Source organism: Pseudomonas helvetica (assembly GCF_039908645.1).
GTDB classification, from domain to species: domain Bacteria; phylum Pseudomonadota; class Gammaproteobacteria; order Pseudomonadales; family Pseudomonadaceae; genus Aquipseudomonas; species Aquipseudomonas helvetica.
Genome location: NZ_CP150917.1, coordinates 2,913,547 through 2,931,396, shown reverse-complemented (window position 1 = coordinate 2,931,396; position 17,850 = coordinate 2,913,547). Strand labels below are relative to the sequence as shown.

General features: G+C 58.0%; 17 protein-coding genes and 1 pseudogene. 5 read left to right on the top strand and 13 right to left on the bottom strand.

Translation table 11 applies throughout. The features are described from left to right. Positions 1-54: 54 nt before the first annotated feature. Positions 55-1,389 carry a PLP-dependent aminotransferase family protein gene (locus AABM55_RS13470; RefSeq protein WP_347929843.1) on the top strand — a complete coding sequence of 445 codons (1,335 nt, stop codon included), beginning with the start codon at positions 55-57 and terminating at the stop codon, positions 1,387-1,389. 402 nt (positions 1,390-1,791) lie between these two features. Here the strand turns inward: AABM55_RS13470 and AABM55_RS13465 are convergent, their stop codons facing one another. From AABM55_RS13465 to AABM55_RS13440, 6 genes and pseudogenes are all read right to left on the bottom strand, one after another. Then, on the bottom strand, positions 1,792-2,280 hold the full coding sequence (locus AABM55_RS13465; protein ID WP_347929842.1) for a GNAT family protein: 489 nt from the start codon (positions 2,278-2,280) through the stop codon (positions 1,792-1,794). A 260-nt stretch (positions 2,281-2,540) separates the two neighbouring features. Then, a complete protein-coding gene (locus AABM55_RS13460) occupies positions 2,541-3,173 on the bottom strand; it encodes a VOC family protein (protein ID WP_347929841.1) in 633 nt (210 codons plus the stop codon). A gap of 537 nt (positions 3,174-3,710) precedes the next feature. Next, positions 3,711-4,328, bottom strand: coding sequence for a hypothetical protein (locus tag AABM55_RS13455; RefSeq protein WP_347929840.1), 618 nt, complete (start codon positions 4,326-4,328; stop codon positions 3,711-3,713). A 55-nt stretch (positions 4,329-4,383) separates the two neighbouring features. Then, positions 4,384-4,803 (bottom strand): annotated as a pseudogene (locus AABM55_RS13450) (transposase); the annotation flags it as partial. Between the two features lie 95 nt (positions 4,804-4,898). Beyond that, the gene (locus tag AABM55_RS13445) at positions 4,899-5,558 is read right to left on the bottom strand and encodes a LysE family translocator (protein ID WP_081013800.1); all 660 of its coding nucleotides are present in this window, start codon (positions 5,556-5,558) and stop codon (positions 4,899-4,901) included. A 143-nt stretch (positions 5,559-5,701) separates the two neighbouring features. Beyond that, on the bottom strand, positions 5,702-6,619 hold the full coding sequence (locus AABM55_RS13440; RefSeq protein WP_347929839.1) for a LysR substrate-binding domain-containing protein: 918 nt from the start codon (positions 6,617-6,619) through the stop codon (positions 5,702-5,704). A 177-nt stretch (positions 6,620-6,796) separates the two neighbouring features. On the opposite strand from AABM55_RS13440, the gene AABM55_RS13435 reads away from it, so the two are divergent. The 3 genes from AABM55_RS13435 to scpB are packed head-to-tail and all read left to right on the top strand — an operon-like array spanning position 6,797 to position 10,207. Further along, a complete protein-coding gene (locus AABM55_RS13435) occupies positions 6,797-8,119 on the top strand; it encodes an MFS transporter (protein WP_347929838.1) in 1,323 nt (440 codons plus the stop codon). 34 nt (positions 8,120-8,153) lie between these two features. Next, entirely contained in the window at positions 8,154-9,410 is a 1,257-nt protein-coding gene (locus AABM55_RS13430; RefSeq protein WP_347929837.1) for a CoA transferase, read from the top strand. Continuing rightward, the gene (gene scpB / locus AABM55_RS13425; protein ID WP_347929836.1) at positions 9,407-10,207 is read left to right on the top strand and encodes a methylmalonyl-CoA decarboxylase; all 801 of its coding nucleotides are present in this window, start codon (positions 9,407-9,409) and stop codon (positions 10,205-10,207) included. Before AABM55_RS13430 ends, scpB begins: the two co-directional genes overlap by 4 nt. 537 nt (positions 10,208-10,744) lie before the next feature. Here scpB and AABM55_RS13420 read toward each other — a convergent pair. The 3 genes from AABM55_RS13420 to AABM55_RS13410 all read right to left on the bottom strand — a co-directional run bounded on the left by AABM55_RS13420 (position 10,745) and on the right by AABM55_RS13410 (position 13,254). Continuing rightward, positions 10,745-11,461, bottom strand: a complete 717-nt coding sequence (locus AABM55_RS13420) for a class I SAM-dependent methyltransferase (RefSeq protein WP_347929835.1) — start codon at positions 11,459-11,461, stop codon at positions 10,745-10,747. 171 nt (positions 11,462-11,632) lie between these two features. Then, positions 11,633-12,124 carry a DUF2269 domain-containing protein gene (locus AABM55_RS13415; RefSeq protein WP_347929834.1) on the bottom strand — a complete coding sequence of 164 codons (492 nt, stop codon included), beginning with the start codon at positions 12,122-12,124 and terminating at the stop codon, positions 11,633-11,635. A gap of 2 nt (positions 12,125-12,126) precedes the next feature. Beyond that, positions 12,127-13,254: a saccharopine dehydrogenase NADP-binding domain-containing protein gene (locus AABM55_RS13410; RefSeq protein ID WP_347929833.1), complete on the bottom strand. Its 1,128-nt coding sequence runs from the start codon at positions 13,252-13,254 to the stop codon at positions 12,127-12,129. A 206-nt stretch (positions 13,255-13,460) separates the two neighbouring features. Between AABM55_RS13410 and AABM55_RS13405 the strand changes: the two genes are divergently transcribed. After that, on the top strand, positions 13,461-14,879 hold the full coding sequence (locus tag AABM55_RS13405) for a M15 family metallopeptidase (protein ID WP_347929832.1): 1,419 nt from the start codon (positions 13,461-13,463) through the stop codon (positions 14,877-14,879). 41 nt (positions 14,880-14,920) lie between these two features. On the opposite strand, the gene AABM55_RS13400 is transcribed toward AABM55_RS13405, so the two are convergent. From AABM55_RS13400 to AABM55_RS13385, 4 genes are all read right to left on the bottom strand, one after another. Continuing rightward, the gene (locus AABM55_RS13400) at positions 14,921-16,366 is read right to left on the bottom strand and encodes a SulP family inorganic anion transporter (protein ID WP_347929831.1); all 1,446 of its coding nucleotides are present in this window, start codon (positions 16,364-16,366) and stop codon (positions 14,921-14,923) included. Positions 16,367-16,532: 166 nt separating this feature from the next. Further along, entirely contained in the window at positions 16,533-17,189 is a 657-nt protein-coding gene (locus tag AABM55_RS13395) for a VOC family protein (RefSeq protein WP_347929830.1), read from the bottom strand. Positions 17,190-17,265: 76 nt separating this feature from the next. Continuing rightward, positions 17,266-17,448, bottom strand: coding sequence for a DUF1289 domain-containing protein (locus tag AABM55_RS13390; protein WP_123580624.1), 183 nt, complete (start codon positions 17,446-17,448; stop codon positions 17,266-17,268). Between the two features lie 3 nt (positions 17,449-17,451). Then, complete coding sequence (locus tag AABM55_RS13385; protein WP_054597044.1) at positions 17,452-17,823, bottom strand: hypothetical protein; 372 nt, start codon at positions 17,821-17,823, stop codon at positions 17,452-17,454. Positions 17,824-17,850 lie beyond the last annotated feature (27 nt).

Below are 17,850 nucleotides of genomic sequence, written 5' to 3'. Positions count from 1 at the left end.
GCAGGCTATGGCGAATAATTAGTACAATCAAATTATTGTAATGGATACATCTCCATGGCTCGCTCCCGGTATAAATCGTTGGTAGATGCGTTTGCGGCCGACATTCGCGCAGGACGCCTGTCACCTGGAACGCGCCTGCCCACGCACCGGGAGCTTGCGGCCAACGAAGGCCTCGCATTAGCCACGGCGACCCGTGTCTACGCAGAGCTTGAAACAATGGGCCTGGTCAGCGGCGAAACCGGGAGAGGTACGTTTGTCCGGGAGACCTCGTTGCCATCAGGTTTAGGCATCGATCAGCAAGCGGTCGCCACCGGTGTTCTGGACCTTAACTTCAACTACCCTTCTCTACCGGGTCAGGCAGAACTGCTGCGTGGCGCCTTGCGCCAACTGGCGTCTTCGGGCGATCTGGAGGCATTGCTCCGTTATCAGCCCCATGGCGGGCGACAGCATGAGCGTGCGTCAGTTGCCCGGCATCTCCAGTGCCGAGGCTTGAGCGTCAGCGACGAGCACGTACTGATCGTCAACGGGGCTCAACACGGGCTGGCAGTGACTGTCATGGGGCTGCTGCGCCCAGGCGATGTCGTCGCGACGGATGCCTTGACCTATCCCGGTTTCAAAGTCCTCGCCGATACCCTGCGCCTGGAACTGGCCCCCCTCCCTGCTGCAGGCGGTGAACCTGATCTGGATGCCCTGGTTCGACTGTGCCAGAGCCGAAAGGTCCGCGCCGTCTACACCATGCCAACCTTGCACAATCCACTGGGGTGGGTCGCCAGCAAAAGCTGGCGGCAACGCTTGGTGAGCATCGCCCGCGAGCATGACTTGCTGATCATCGAGGACGCCGCTTATGCGTTCCTCGCAGAGGACGCACCGCCCCCCTTGGCAGCGCTTGCACCGGAAAGAACCGTGTACGTGACAGGCCTCTCGAAAAATGTCGCCACCGGGTTGCGCGTCGGATTTGTCGCGGCGCCCTCCACCTGGATCCCCGCTATTGAGAGAGCCATACGCGCGACCATTTGGAACACGCCCGGGGTGATGACTTCAATCGCTTGTAACTGGCTCGACGACGGCACGGTCAATCGCCTGGAGCGCGAAAAGCGTCAGGACGCCGCAAAGCGACAGGCCATGGCCAGAGCCACGTTGACCGACTTGAAGTACATCGGCCATCCCTCCTCCTATTTTCTCTGGCTGCCGTTGGGTGAAGAGGTTCGCGCCGACCAGGTGGCGATGGCACTGATGCGCGAGCACGTTTCGGTGTCGACTGCGGAACCCTTTGCGACTTCTGCCCCTATTCCTCACGCGATCAGGCTTGCGCTCGGCTCGCTGGAACTGGATGCGCTGCAAGTCGCACTCGACACGGTGAAGCGTGTGGTTGACGCTCACTCTTATTGAGGTGGCCAAGCGCGTCGCTGAACGATGAGCAAGCAGGCCTTATAGCCACCGACGCACCTTTGCTTTTGCATGAGTACCGGTACGCCGCACGCCCCCAAATGCGCCAAGTCCGCTAAACGGGCCCAAGGGCATGCGCAACGTAAGCGGATGGCGAACACATCTTTACTTCGCCCTCACATCGTAAGCGTCTAGCCAACACACCTTCCGAACTCCAGCATTAAGGGCGATGGTGTCCGCGTATTTAAGCGGACGCGATAGCCCTTAACGTGTAAGCGTCCGGTAATCCCGCCTCTTGATCCCTAGGCCGCACAGCGCTGCCCATTCAGCACTGACGCACTTAAACCAAAGCAACCGACTGAATACCTGAAAGCAGCTGCATTAAGTGGGCTTTCAAGGTGAGTATTATGGTCGGGCTGCTCTTCTGCGGGCCATATGGATGAGTGCTGATCTACGACTATCCAGGGAAATTCGCTCTTCGACAGCAAAGGGTAAGAAGCCCAGTTTTGGATAAAGCAGCAAGCCTGCTGTATTTTCATTGAAGCACGAGATCTGCACCTCTGTGGCGTCATAGCGGTCGAACGCCAGAGCCGTCATCGTCTCCACGATGAAGGTCGCCACACCTTTACCTCGTGCCTCTTGGGCAACAATGACATTGCCGATACAGCAAACCCCACCCGTTTCAGCCCGATAAAAGTTAGCAAAGCCGACGACGCTGTTCTGGGTCTCGACAACCGTCGAGTCGAAACGTTGAGTAATAGCGTTAGACAGCTGAGCTTCAGTCAGAGGGTATTGAGCTTTCGGAAACATATAAAACAGTTCCCGAGCGTTCAGGGGAAAGCTACAGATAGTTTTGATGTCATCAGCCTTCACTGGCCTGTGTTGTAATATCATCGCGCGTCCTTGAGGTCTATGCATCCGGCATTCTAACTCACCTGGATTTGCTCAAACACCTTGCCTGGTTACCGGCCCCCCCATTGATGCGGCAGCAGATTTGCAATATCACACGCCCGCTGCGTCGGTAGGCGAGTGAGAACGTCCAACTGTTACCGCATCAGTGGGTGCCTTTCTGACGTACGCGAGGTGATTTAGGAGGGCTATTACCATTCAGCGCGAGTATCGATTACAACTAACCCTCGCATGCGATATTTGCCCTATAAATTCCTGAGGCCACTTGGAGTTTCGATACAGGAAACCAAGCGTGACACCTCAATGCTATCGCACCTATGAAGTCGAACTGGCCCAGAAAAATTTATGGCATCAAGCAGGTGGCTAATCCTCTCTGGCGCAGGATGAAAGATATCGAGCATCTGCAATGAGCAGCCTTTATCTTCAAGCATCGTCGCAGGGTGCACCGGCTGTCCCCATTGAATCAGGCTGGGCGCGGCCCCCTCCAAAGGCAGTCTGCCGTCCGCTAAAATTGTAATATCCCAGCACAGTTCGCCTCGGCTCATCGGCTGCACCTGTCCGACGACCTCTGCGATCATCGGGCTAAGCGTTTTCAAGGTGTCGGTTTTAGCGACCCAATGGGCTAGCCGAGGAGACGCGTTGTCTGGCAGCCCGTCCAGGCCAAACCACCGAGGCCGACCCACAGGCAGGGCAGCTGGGTCAATAGCGATCACTTCCAGATAGAAATGTGTACCTAGCCGCAGCAGTTTGTTGTGGGTTCCCATCAGCGGATGGCAACCGCCTGGTTGAAGTTTCACACCCAGTCGCTGACTCACGAAGCGGTCACCCGCTTCCAACGTAGGCGCCACGATGACTAAATGATCCAGCGAAGTCTGCATAAGGGCTCCAATCGCTACAGGCGACGGTGTCAAAAAGGAATGTTCGTCGGACTGCTAGCCTCACCTCTCACCGTAGCGAGGTGTACTGACGGCCATTGGCGTCGAAGTTATCATCGGCCAGCCACCGCTCAATCAGGAGCTTGTTAGCTGGCCGTTCTTCTGCAAACTGTGCATACCAGGCTGTATCGCGCCAAGTGCCTTCAAAGGAAAATCCTAGTCGTAGCGCAGCGTTTCGAGAGGGCATATTGAGCGCGTTACACCGCCAAGCCACTCTGTTGAAGCCAATAGAAAAAACGTGGTCAATAAGCAGGTAAATCGCCTCGGTAGCGGGTCGAGTCCGCTGCAATGCTGGTGAAAAACCAGATGCTGCCTATTTCAAGAGCGGCGTTATGCGCATCGATGTCGCAAAACGAAACCCATCCGCTAACTTTCCCATTGGAGGGTAGTACAGAAAAAAATGGCTGGTCTACGAGTCCTTCAAGTCTGGCGACATGCGCCTCGAAACTCTCGTAGGATTCGAACTAAGGCTCCGTCTCGCTAAGAGGTGTGAGTAGGCCATGGGAGCGATGCGATCATTTGATCAAAGGCCGCCACCGCATATCTTCCGTCAAGGTTTTTCAAGGTTGGCATTTCTGAAGGAAAACCGAATCGCACTCTGCCGGGAAGCACTTCATCCATAGCTGAGTACCAGGTCAGCAGAGCTTGTTGGAGGCGCACGTGTAGCTCGAATCTACTCCGTCGGCGGGTGGTATCGGCTTTGGCTCGCTCGCGCGCAAGCTGAGGATCTATGCGGCCAACAATGTAACAGTCAGCAAAGCCAATACGTCCTTGTGCGATCGTTTCTCTTGTGGCGTCCAACTCTATTCGCCAGTCGTGTTCGCTCGCCTCGCCGATCTGCCAAAGACTCCAAATATAGTGGAGCTTGAGGGGGTCGCTATCACACAAAGCCCACGAAAAAATGTCTTCCATGGCCAGCGCGGTTTGCCAGCGATCCACGTTTCGCTCTGCCCAAAAAGCTGCTGCTCCGGTTGAATCCTTTATCCGATCCGGCTCGTTTTCAAACCGGCCATTTTCCGGAATGACATGTTGCCCTCCATGCTTAGCGCACCAAGTGGTTTTCCCGCTGGCGCTGATACCTTCAACAACCAAAATCATCGTTATGGCTACTCCGTTAATTGCGTCATCCTTGTAAGTCTCAAAGCATCGGGGCTTACCTGATTTCTGCAGCCACTCTCTGTTGCTGCAGCAGTTGCCCGATCTCACTCGCTGGTTGTGTCGGCAGCCGCATCAGCACATCTTTGAGATAAGTATGCGGATCATGGCCATTCAGTCGCGCAGACTGGATCAAACTCATGATCGCTGGCGCCCGTTTGCCGCTACGCAATGATCCTGCAAAGAGCCAGTTCTTGCGTCCTGGTGCCCAAGGCCGGATCTGGTTTTCTGCCCGGTTGTTGTCAATGGGTACGGCGCCGTCATCAAGGTAGCGCGACAGCGCTGCCCAGCGTTTCAGGCTGTAATCCAGCGCTCTACTGATAGCTGAACCTTCGGGCACTAAATTCCGCTGGCAGATCATCCAGGTGTGCAGCATACCCATCACCGGCATGGCTTTTTCTTGCCGTATTCGATGCCGTAAATTCGGTTCCAGGTCTTAAAGTCGTCAGCTTTCATAATCACCGAGGCTCAGCGAGGCTGGAATCTTGGCCCCGCAACGCCAATACACGGATCCTATTTTTGGCTGAGCGCCGCTATCGATACTCCCGAAGCAACGAAGGTGAGTCCTGCCCCTACGTTCAGGCCATTTACCAGCCGTGGCCTCTGACGCAAAAATCGGGACAGTGCAGTGGCAAATACGCCCATAAGTGCGAATCCCACTGCCGTAAGTGCGGCGAACCATATGCCGTACACCAGCATCTGCACGCTCACTGAGCCGCGTTGTGGGTCTACGAACTGCGGGATAAACGCAAGAACGAAAAAACCAGGCTTCGGATTGAGTGCAGCCGAGAGTAATCCCGTGAGGAAAATGCTCGGCAGTGATTGCCGAGTCGCTGGCTGGAAGCTAATCAGGCTACGAGAGCGTAGGACTTTTATGCCAAGCCATAGTAAATAACCGGCGCCGATAAGCTTGACGACCCAGAAGGCAACTGCGGAGGTCTGCATAAGCAAAGTCAGTCCCAGCGAAGCGGTTGCCACATGAAATAGAATTCCCGCCCCAGATGCCATGCCCGATACGATAGCGGCTACCCTGCCCTGACTGAGTCCTCGGCCTACGGCCAGCAGATTGTCCGGGCCTGGTGCGAGAACCAATAGCAAGCACGCGGCAGTATAGGCAAGCCAAATATTGATCGGAAACACGGCATTCTCCTTAAGCCTCACCGAGGCATCCATCCTCATGTAGCGCCAAACTCTGCCCGTACCAGGCGGCAAAGTCAAAGCCACTGCATTTGACAATATGTGCTTGCCGAACGGTTACCGAAACACGTTCGTTTTCCCGCAAAGGAGACATGCTCTAAGTCGATCACGACTTTAGGTTATTGCCCGTCCGCCCACCCCGGGTGGCGTCCAAACGCCTCGAACAATTCAAAAATGGTCGCCTTGACCTTTTGCACCGCGTTGCTCTGCACGGCGGTGTCTGGCCAGCACAAAGACAGCTCACGGGTGAACAGCCGATGATCGATCCTGGCGAGCTTGAGTTTATGTTGATCCAGTTCGACATGGGCGGCTGCCCAAGGCAGGATCGTCACGCCCAGCTTTGCCAGGACGGCTGAGAACAGCAAGTCCGTGGAGTTGGCTTCAAACTCGACCTCACAGTGCAGACCAGCCTCTTGCAATGCCGACTCGACTCGACTGCGAATGGTGTTCGGGGCACAGGGCAGCACCAGCGGCATCTTCGCCAGGGCGTCGATCGTCACCGGCCCCTCGGGTAACGGAAATTCCGGCCACGCAATCAGGTACAGCGTTTCGGTGAGCAGTCGCTGCGAGATCATCCCGCGGGTTTCGACCACGTCGACATTCACCGCGAGCGCCACCCGCCCGACCGTGATCAGGCCGCCCAGCTCGGCACTCGGGGCGTCGATCAATTCCAGCTTGATGCCCGGGTAGCGACTGCGGATCGTGCGTGCGAGCGGAATCGCCAACATCCGCGCCGTACTCGACGGCATGCCGACCGAGACCTTGCCCTGCGGGAGTTCGGCGTCCTGACGCAGCAGTTCACGGGTGCCGTCGGCCTGGCGCAGCAGCTCGATGGCATGCCGGTACAGCGTCTGCCCGGCCGCGGTGGGGACCACGCCCTGCACGCTGCGCTCGAGCAATTGCGTGTCCATGTCCCGTTCCAGATTGCGCATCTGCTGGCTGATCGCGGGCTGCGCGATATGCAGTGCCTCGCTGGCGCGGGTGATGTTGCCGCACTCAACCACCTTGATGAAATACCGCAACTGGCGCAGGTCCATGGGGGGGCGTCCAAAGAATCTGACTCTATATAAAAATCCGATGGGACCAAAGGAATTTCATATTTGTAGCTTATGAGATGCGCTGCCTAGACTGATTTCACAATAAACGAAGCGCTGACGGCGTCCCCCGCCTCGCAGCGCCTCAATAGGCCTGATCAAGGTCAATGGGAGATCTTAATGTCCAGAGCATTAACCGCATCAGCAACGAGTGTGAAGCCGATCAAAACGCCCCTGACCCGCGAGCAGATTCGCGGCTTCTGGACGGTCTACCTGGGATGGGTGCTGGATGGCGTGGATTCGGTGATCTTCGCCCTGGTGTTGATTCCCGCCCTGACCGAGTTGCTACCCAACTCGGGCATCACCCCAACCCCCGCCAATATCGCCATGTACGGATCTCTGCTGTTCGGGTTGTTTCTGATCGGCTGGGGAATGTCGTTTATCTGGGGGCCGCTTGCCGACCGTTTTGGCCGGGTGAAGATGCTGGCGGCCAGTATCCTGGTGTACTCGCTGTTTACCGGGGCCGCGGCGTTCTCGGAGAACATCTGGCAATTGGCGGCGTTTCGGCTGATTGCCGGGATCGGTGTCGGTGGCGAATGGGCACTGGCCGGCACCTATGTGGCCGAGAGCTGGCCGGAGGACCGGCGCAAGATGGGCGCGGGCTATCTGCAAACCGGCTACTACTTCGGATTTTTCATTGCCGCGTTGCTGAACTACACCGTCGGTGCAACCTACGGCTGGCGCGTGATGTTTCTGTGCGGCCTAGCACCGGCGGCGGTGGCGATCTACACCGCGTTGAAGGTCAAGGAGCCTGCCCAGACGCACAAGGTGGCGCACCCTGTCGCACATTCCCCTATCACTTCTGCACGCAGTTCGTGGTGGGAAATCTTTGCCCCGGCCTTTCGCCGACGCACGCTGACCAGCTCGGCCCTGGTCGGAGTTGCGATCGTCGGTTTGTGGGCCGGCTCGGTTTATGAAGCAACGGCCGTGGTGACCCTGGCGACTCGTGCCGGTATCGACCACGTCGGCGCTGTGCACCTGGCTTCCATTGGCGCGGCGGTGCTGTCGCTCAGCACTATCCTCGGCTGCCTTGTCGCGCCGTGGCTGGCCGAGCGGCTTGGGCGACGGCTTGCGCTGGGCATCTACTTCGCCGGTATGGCGACGTCGATCGTGGTCGCCTTTGGCTGGGTGTTCTACATGGACGACGGCCTGCACCTGTTCATGGTGTCGCTGGTGTTTCTCGGCTTCTTCGGCGGCAACTTCGCGATTTTCTCGCTCTGGCTGCCTGAGCAGTATCCGACCCGGATCCGCGCCACGGCGTTCGCCTTCAACGCCTCGGTCGGCCGCTTCATCGGCGCCGGGGTCAACTTCCTGCTGGCCGCCGCGATCCACTGGCACGGCTCGCTTGGCGCCCCCATCGCCTGGACCGCTGCGGCCTTCGTGGCCGGCATTCTGATCCTGCCGTTTGCCGTCGAAACCCGTGATCAACCGTTGCCGCAATAAAACCGCAGCGCTCAAACATTCAGTGGAGAACCGTATGCAAGCTTTGCAAGGCGTGAAGATCGTCGACTTGAGTCGCGCACTGTCGGGGCCGTTCTGCACCATGGTGCTGGCGGACCTTGGCGCCGATGTGATCAAGATCGAGCCCGGCCCAACCGGCGACATGAGCCGGACCTGGGGGCCGTTTGACCGTGGCGTGAGCACCTACTATCTGTCGTGTAATCGCAATAAGCGCGGCATCTGCATCGACTTCCGCAATCCCCAGGGGTTGGCCGCGATCCAGCGGCTGATCGATGAGGCCGACGTGGTGATCGAGAACTTCAAACCCGGCACCCTCGATAGCATGGGCCTCAGTTATGAGGTGCTCAGCGCACGTAATCCGCGGCTGATCATGGGCAGCATCAACGCCTTTGGCAGTGACGGACCGATGAGCAGCTGGCCAGGTTTCGACCAGATCGCCCAGGGTTACTCGGGGCTGATGAGCCTGACGGGGTTCGTCGATGGCGATCCGACCCGCACCGGCACGGCCATCGGCGACCTGACCTCGGGCATGTGGCTGGTGACCGCGGTATTGGCCGCCCTGCTGGAGCGCGAACGCAGCGGTTACGGCCAGCACGTCAGCACCTCGTTGCTGGCCAGCCTGGTCGGGTTGCTGAGCGTGCACGGGCAACGCTACCTCAGCCTCGGCGATGTCCCCCGCCGCACGGGCAACGCCCACTCGGTCATTGCGCCTTACGGGGTGTTCCAGACGCAGGACGGCCCGCTCAATCTGGCGCCGATCACCTCGGCCATGTGGGGACGTTTATGCACGCTGCTTGATTTACCCGCGCTGCCGGACGACCCGCGCTTCGCGACCAATGAAGCTCGGGTCGAGCGACGTGAAGAGTTGAAAGCTATTCTGGAAAGCCGCCTGAAAACCCGCAGCAAACGCGTGTGGACCGAGCTGTTCATCGAGGCTGGTTTACCCGCAGGCCCGATCAATACACTCGACGAAGTGTTCGACGATCCGCAGGTGCTGCATAGCCAGCTGACCCGGACACTCATGCACCCGACACTCGGCGCGCTGCGCCAGGTCGTGACCCCGGTGTTCAGCGCGACCGACGCCGCAGAACCTGCGCCCGGTGTCAGTCAGCGACCACCGCCGCTGCTCGGTGAACACACCCTCGAAGTCCTGCGCGAAGCAGGTTTCGACACGGCGTCGATCAACGCGCTGCTGGCCGCGAAAGCCGTGTATCAGGACACCAGTGATTCGCCAGCAATGGCATCTGCACAATCAACAGGAACCGCACAATGATCCCGACGCAAACCTCTTCCGCCACCGTGACCGTCAACATGCTCGATGAACGAATCAGTCGGCTGGTCTTCAGCAACCCCACCCATCGCAACGCCCTCAGCGCACAACTGCTGAACGCCCTCGACGAAAGCCTCGCCGCACTGGCGTCACAACGTATACCGGTGGTGATACTCGGCAGCGAAATCGGCCAGCCCGTCTGGAGCGCCGGCCATGACATCCGCGAACTGCAACACGACCACGACCCGGTTGCCTACGGCAAGCCACTCGAAAAAGTCTTGCGCCGCATCCGCGCCTACCCCGGTGTGGTAATCGCCATGATCTCCGGCTCGGTATGGGGTGGCGCGGTCGACCTGGCGATGAGTTGCGACCTGGTGGTCGCGGATCGCAGTGCGAGCTTTTCGATGACGCCGGCAAACATCGGTTTGCCCTACACCACCAGCGGGCTGCTGCGCTTCTTCAACAACCTGCCGATTCACGTATTGAAGGAAATGTTTTTCTGCGCGCACAAGCTCGATGCAGAACGCGCTGAACACTTCGGTGTAGTGAACCGGCTGGTCGATAGCGACGTGCTGGAAGCGACTGCGCTGGAACTGGCACGCACGATTGCCGGCAAAGCACCGTTGGCCATTGCGGCGGTCAAGGAGCAATTGCGCATCCTCGAAGACCTGCAACCGATGCCCGTCCAGGCGATGGAACAGATCGCAGAACTGCGTCGACTGGCGTGCGAGAGCAGCGACTTTGATGAGGGGCTGGCGGCGTTTGCAGAGCGCAGGCCAGCGGTGTTTGGCGGTCAGTAGGACGCTCCGAGGCAGACAATCAAGCCTGGTGAACTACGCGCATCATACGGTTGATTCCCGATGAAAATCACGAGAGCCGACACCCATCGGGAACACCGGTAAAAAACCGAACTCAAGCCATACCGCTGCTTCCAATGTACAGGCCAATGGAGGTAGCGAATGAACAACGGTGCTATGTGTGCTGCCGAACGGAATTTCGAACAACAGTGCCGTACCTTGTATTGGCAATACCCTGGTGTCGCAATCCCGTTCAGTATGAGAGGTGGATTTCATGAGCAGCATCGTCTACATCGTCGGGGCAGTTGTGATCGCCCTGTTTGTCCTGTCGGTCCTCGGGCTTCGATAGATTCGAAGATCATCTTTATTCATCGTTTGTGTTTTATTTCCCTGACGTGGGCGTTCGCCTCATCACCCTTCCTTCGATGATGGCACGGGCGTCACTCGCCACACGACGTTACCGATATCGTCCGCAATCACCATCCAATGCTCCCGTTGGCGAGATACGCCTATCGGCCAACAACCGACAATCGGCTCCATTCAGACAGTTTTACACGTCACCCAAGCACCCCAGAAAAGGCTGCTGAAAAAACGAGTAGCGTCTCCGAATCCCGAGTCATGCAGCAGTTTTTGAACTGCCGCCTCGGAGTGTGGAGGGTCTGCGCCTTGAAGGATTTTCCCAAGCTTGACCTTCACTTCATCCGGGCTCGCACCCTGCTGTCGCCACCGTTGCCCCCAGGCAGCAAGCAACAATGGTTGACTGGCATAGGCATATTGATTGCCCGCGACAATCAACGGCGCACCCGGCTTTAGATGAGTCCGAATGGAACGTAGAAGTTGTCGTTTGGCGTCGTCTCCAGCGAGATGATGGAGTACACCGATCAGCGTCGCCGCGTCGTATGACGCGTCCGGTGGCAGGTCGTCAACCTGACCAAGATGCACGTCCGTTCTCTCAAGTAAGTTGTTTGCCTCCAGCTGCTGCGTCGCGGCCTCCAGCATCGGCTCAGAGGGATCAACGGCAGTGAAACGCCAACTCGGCTCCAACCTTGCCATTGCAATAATCTCCTGAGCCGTACCGCCTGCGCCAACGACCAGTATTCTCGCCGAGTTTGTGTCACCGAGGATTGCCGCCAGCATGCACGCTGCAAGATCGTGGCAGGCGTCATAGCCTGCCAATGCAATACGGCTCTGTCGTCCGTACTCATTGGCCCGTGAGGTATCAAATTTTTCAGCTGCGTTCAGAGGCGATGATTTCAAGGCGATTCTCCATGTCCTCAAATCAAGCTACGCCATGCTCAGCGATAATTAAAATTCATTAATTTTATGCTATCCATTCCCACCAGGAATGTAACGCTTGAGTGATTGCTCGTCTGCCTGGGTTGGTTGCGTCGTTTGGTGATAGCCCGCGTCCGGCATTGCCTCACCCTCCTACCCCATCACTTCAATCAAGTCCCTCGGCGTCATCTTCGTCACCATAATCATCACAATCACGAACATTCCCAAAAACCCCAGCACGCCCATCCAGAACCATTTCCTGTAAACGGATCTGTACTCCTCAGCAAGCCCCACCCCCGTCTCAACCGCGCTCAAGGCCATCATCTGCAGCCGCTTCTGAAGCACCAACACCGGAAGCCACAGCGTGCCCACACACAGGAAGATGATCAGCGACGTCAGAACCCATTCCGTGGTCAGGGGAAGTCCGGCAAGCCTCACCAACAGATAGCCTGTCACGATCTGAATGAAACCTGCCGGTGTGGTAATCCAGGTGTCGAATCGCACGACCATTCTCGCCACATGCGCGATCACTTGAGGATTGGCCGTGCGGCTGGCGGCGATCAAATAGAGGTAAGACCCCATGCCGAATCCGAACAGGAAAATGGCGGCGATGACGTGGATGTACTTCAGACACAGGTAGAGCATGGTCAGCCCTGCTCGTCAGAGAATTTTACCGACAAGTGCAGATTCGCCGGGTCGTTGATCGCAGCCATGTACTCATCAACGGTGATCTCGCCCACGCAAGCTCGGGCACCGGGCTCGGGCAAGTACCCCTGGACGATTTTTGCGGCCAAGGCAACCGCTGCGCAGCTGGGGATTTCCGGCCCCTTGTCATTCATAGCCGTCAGTTGCACCGTCATGGACAGCGGTTTTGCATCAACATCGATGCCCTGGACGTCGATGTACATTGCACTTTTACCATCACCGAATCGCTCGAACCTCCGGCCCCAGCGATGCAATCTTGCAGCCCATGGCGCAGGGTCCCGAACCAGCCCCGCTCTCATCGCCTGAGCCAGCAGATAATTGGCCACACCGCCGAGTTTCAGGCCTGAGCCAGCCTTGAAACTCAGGGTTTGCGCACCATAACGCTGGGCGAATATATCGATGTCCGGCACGTCGACATTGGCCAGGACCCGGGTACCCAGTTGTGGCATCTTGCGAAGCGTCAGGTCCTGCCAGCCCAACACTTCATGCACCTGTCCATTCCTGAGTTGCTTGATCGGTTTACCTGCGTAGGCGAGCACGCCTTCGACGGTCGACAGTCCCGGCATCTTTGCCGAAGATGAAATGCCATGGTCGATCGAGTCGATACGTTTGAAGCGATGTCGGTGTTGGTCGATTATTGCCGACGATAAGGTCGGCACCGAACTGCAACCGCTGAGGATAGCCACTCCTGCACGCTTGGCTTGTGCGTCGAGCGCGCCAATTCCGGTGACGAAAGTACGGCAGTCAGACAGGTCGCAATAATTCACGCCCGCATCGATACAGCCCTGCGCAACGGCATAGGTCTGTCCCTGGAACGGGCCGCCGGTATGAATGACCAACTGAATACCCATCGAGTCCAGGACGGACTTGAATGCAGTGTCCATGGCATCGCCGCACCAGCTTTCACAGGTTGTGCCCGATTGGGCTTTCAGCTCATCGACTTTGCGCAACAACTTCTGTGAGTCACGCCCCGAAATCACCAGCGATACACCTGGCATCGCAATTAAATGCCGGCAAACGATGCTGCCAAAGTTTCCGTAGCCACCGATTACCATCACCCTGAGCGTCATTCATCTCTTCCCTAAACCATTCGATCATGTGGCTAATTCGCCCTGAACATGGACTGGCGCGGAGCTTCTCTGATATCAGATGGCCAGGCAAGCGGTAATGCCATCTACCCAACCAGGCGACTCACCCCGCTAACCCTGATTGAGAAAAAAGGGTACAACCATTAGCCTGCTCTGGATTGAAAATCCGGCATCTTTGGAGGCATCGCATGCGCCTGCTGTGCAGAATCCAACCGCTGTGCCTCTTGATGCTAGCCATCATCGCGCCCTGCCTGGCGAGCGCCGAGCCAAGACCCGAGCATATGGTCTATCTGCGGGCGATTGATCCAGGTATCGAGCAAGACATCCGCTATGCCAGCGCCCACAACTTCACCGGACACCCGCTCGACGGCTACGGCGCTGCGGAGTGTCTGTTGTCGCTGGACGCCGCCAAGGCGCTTGCCCGGGTACAAGCGGCGTTGCGCACGCAAGGCTACGGTTTGAAGGTATTCGACTGCTATCGACCCAGCCGTGCTGTTGCCGACATGGGGCGCTTTGCGACGCAACCGGGTGACCCGCGCAAGGCCGAGTTTTATCCCCGCGTAGACAAGCAAGACTTCTGGCATTTGGGCTATGTGGCCCGGGTTTCGAATCACTCCAAGGGCGGCACGGTGGATTTGACGCTGACCGGGCCGGAGGCTCTGCCCGCCCAGACATGGAGCCCCTCGGCGGCGCAAGTCGACTGCGCCGCGCCCTATGAGCAGCGTTGGCATGATGGTGCCGTCGACATGGGCACAGGGTTCGATTGCTTCGATGAACGAGCGCATACCGACAGTTCAACGATCAACGCGACCGCCAAAGAGAATCGCCAGCGGCTCAGCAACGCCATGCAGAAAGAGGGATTTTCCGGGTACTCGAAAGAGTGGTGGCACTTCACCTACACCGGGAATGATGCGCTGAAGAACGTCATGGATTTCCCTATTACGGCTCAGGCGCTGGACACCAGCAACCAGCTGATTGTGGTCACGACAAAAAACTGGACTGATGTCCAGGGGACCGCCCAACGTTACGAGCGGCTAGGGAAAACATTTCAGAAATACGGCGCGCCGTTTCCGGTGGTTGTCGGCAAAAGCGGGCTGGCCTGGGGCAAGGGTCTCGGTGTCGTCGAGCAACGCGAAGGGCCGGTCAAACGTGAAGGCGACGGGAAAGCGCCTGCTGGCCTGTTCAAATTGGGAACCGCCTTTGGCTACGACAGCACGGCCGACACCAGGCTGCCTTACCTTGCGCTGACACCGACCACCGAATGCGTGGATGACCGCCATTCCAAGCGCTATAACGAGCTTGTCGACGGGTCGACGATTGCCAAGGACTGGAACAGCTCCGAACACATGCGTCGCGATGACGACATGTATCGACAAGGCATTGTCATCGAGCACAACACGCCGGCGTCCGCCGACGCAGGCTCGTGCATTTTCTTCCACATCTGGCGTGCCCCCACGTCCCCGACGCTTGGCTGCACAGCCATGGACCCGGCAGATATTGCTCGCTTGTTCAGCTGGCTGGATCCGCGTCAGTCGCCCCTACTGGTTCAACTGCCCGAAGCGGAGTACGAGCACTTTCGCGAACGCTGGAACCTTCCCCAGCGTTGATATCGCAAACTCAAACTCGAGCTGCGCCCATGGCGCCGACCTCAGTCGTGGTCCACGCCAGCGCGCTTGAGCATTTTCTTGCAGCGTTCGGACAAGTGATACACGCGCAACTGTTTGCCGGTCTTGACGTAGCGCTCACGCAGCGTCTTCAGCGCAGCGACGGCCGAGTAGTCGACAAAGCTCAGGTGACGACAGTCGAGGGTCACCTGAGGCGGGTCGTTGGCGGGGTCGAACTGGTTGAGGAACGGTGCAGTAGAGGCGAAGAACAGCGTGCCATGCAGGCGGTAGAGCTTGCTGCCGTCGGCTTCCAGGTAACTGTCGGCGTATAGCTCGCGGGCCTGCTGCCAGGCGAAGTTCAGCGCGGCAATGACAATCCCGCAGAGCACAGCGATGGCCAGATCGGTGAACACCGTGATGATCGTTACGGCAATGATCACCAATACGTCGTTCAACGGTACTTTGTTGAGCACCCGCAGCGAGGCCCAGGCGAAGGTCTGCTGCGCCACGACGAACATCACCCCGACCAGCGCGGCCAGCGGGATGCGCTCGATCAGCGGTGAAAGGAACAGGATGAACAGCAAGATCATCACTCCGGCGACCACACCAGAAAGGCGACCGCGGCCGCTGGAACTGAGGTTGATCACGGTTTGACCGATCATGGCGCATCCGCCCATCCCACCGAACAGACCGGAGACCATATTGGCCGCGCCCAAGGCCACGCATTCGCGATCCGGGTAGCCACGGCTCTCGGTGATCTCATCAGTAAGGTTCAGCGTCAGGAGCGTTTCCAGCAGGCCGACCAGGGCCATCAATACCGCATAAGGGGCGACGATGCGCAGGGTTTCCAGGTTCCAGGGCACTTGAGGCAAGGCAAGGCCAGGCAGACCGCCGGCAATATGCGCCATGTCGCCAAGGGTGCGAGTCGGCAGGCCGAGCAGATAGACCGCCAGACCGACGCCGAGGATCGCCACCAACGCCGGTGGCACGGCTCGGGTCAGGCGCGGTAATACGTAGACGATGGCCATCGTCAGCGCCACCAGCCCGATCATCAGATACAGCGCTGTGCCGCTCAGCCAGGTCCCGCCACTTTTGAAATGCTCCAGTTGCGCCAGGGCAATGACAATCGCCAGGCCATTGACGAAACCGAGCATCACCGGGTACGGCACCATGCGCACCAGCTTGCCCAACCGTAGCAAACCGAACGCCATCATCAACAGTCCACCCATCAACACCGTGGCGAGCAAATACTGCACACCGTGCTGCACCACCAGCGCGACGATCACCACGGCCATTGATCCGGCGGCCCCGGAAATCATCCCCGGCCGGCCCCCGAACAATGCAGTCAGGGTGCAGATGATGAAGGCTCCGTACAAACCCATCAGCGGATTCAGGTGCGCGACCAGGGCGAAGGCGATGCATTCGGGCAGCAGAGCAAAAGAGGTGGTGAGTCCGGCCAGGGCATCAGCGCGCAGACGTTTGGATTTCATGGCTTACCTAAAAAACAGGCCGACGGAACAAGCCGCAGGGCGTGGTGGGAAAAGACGGCTGCGGATATTACGGAATTGAAGGCGCCCCGGCCAGCAACCGGTAATCCCCCTGCGTGATCGTCTGTTTTTAGCTTGTTTTGCTTTCGAGCGTCCGTTTCAGGCCGAACTACCAGTTCATGATCATCGGCATCCCCGGACGAAAATCGTGCGTCTGGCCGCCCGCCCCATGATCAATCTCCACTATGACCAGATGCTCTTGACCATGAACAATTGCAAACCCTTCCAGTTGGTTAGCACATTGCGCAGCGCTAGAAAAAGCCTGGTTGTCGGGAGTGATCACTCGCACCGATGTAATGTCGCGAAAACCATTGGGATGCTCGAACGGCTGCGCTCGCTCAATCGGAGCCTCATCGGGTCTCTTGGCAAACGAAAGAAAAAACCACATCGGTTCGGATACAGGCGCATGTCCCACGTCGACGCTCAGGGCGGCGGGTAAGTAAACGGGTCGATACTCCCAGACTGGAAATAGCGGCTTCTCCCCTACCGTGGAAGGTCTGAAGCAAACACCAAAGGGCGCGGCGACTCCCTCTGTGCACGTGAGGCGGTCAAAGAGTCGGGTTGGCGCCGTTAACTGACTTCGAGCTTCTGACTCATCCGTGAGATATAGAAGTTCGATGAAAGCGTTTCGGAAGAAGAACCGTCTATTGGCAGTGCCTTGACCTGGGTGGACGTTTGGCGTCCCTTCGACAAGCCCGAGGATTTTCAGAGCTTCAGCCCCTCGACCGTCTTGATTCACACAAATAAAAACATGATCCATTTCCATCGTTAACTCCCTTTAACGTTGTGATTTGACTGTCTGGTTACTCAGCAACGGCTCAACAGCTTTACTCGCCAGCGGCTCACCCGTTATTTTTTTTCAGGCTTTGCAGGCGCAAGTTCGCGCGTTGCACAGCGGCCATTTTTTCGGGGCGCTTCATGCGCTTCCATTTCCTGATGTCCTCCTTGATGCGCCCACAACTCACACACAGCTCGCCGCGCAGCTGACAAACGGAAATACACGGGTTTTCGATATCCTTGGCCATGGTTCAATCCCGAGTCGAGCGCTGGCGCGCCAAACGTTGCTGCCAGTTTCCGGCATGAGCGCGCTGACATTCTTCTTCGGTGTCAAATTGCACGTGAGCCGAAACCGGACTGACGAGAATGTCCGCTTCACTCAACGCCACGGCCGTCAGTTCGACCATTCGTTCAGCTTGCCCGACGGCCAGGGCCTGGCGCTTGTTGGCCAGCGTGTCGAAGACCCAGGTCACCTTCAGGCTTGCGGGGAACGCCGTGTAATCCACCTCGTGAGTCAACCAGGCAAACCCTGCTATTTCCGTCTTGGCCGTCTCACACGCCTCGGTCAGGGTAACCACCAGGCGACGCTCGATTCGCGCCTGATCGCGTTTGCTTAAAAGCATGGGTTGATCCTTGAATGAATATCCGTG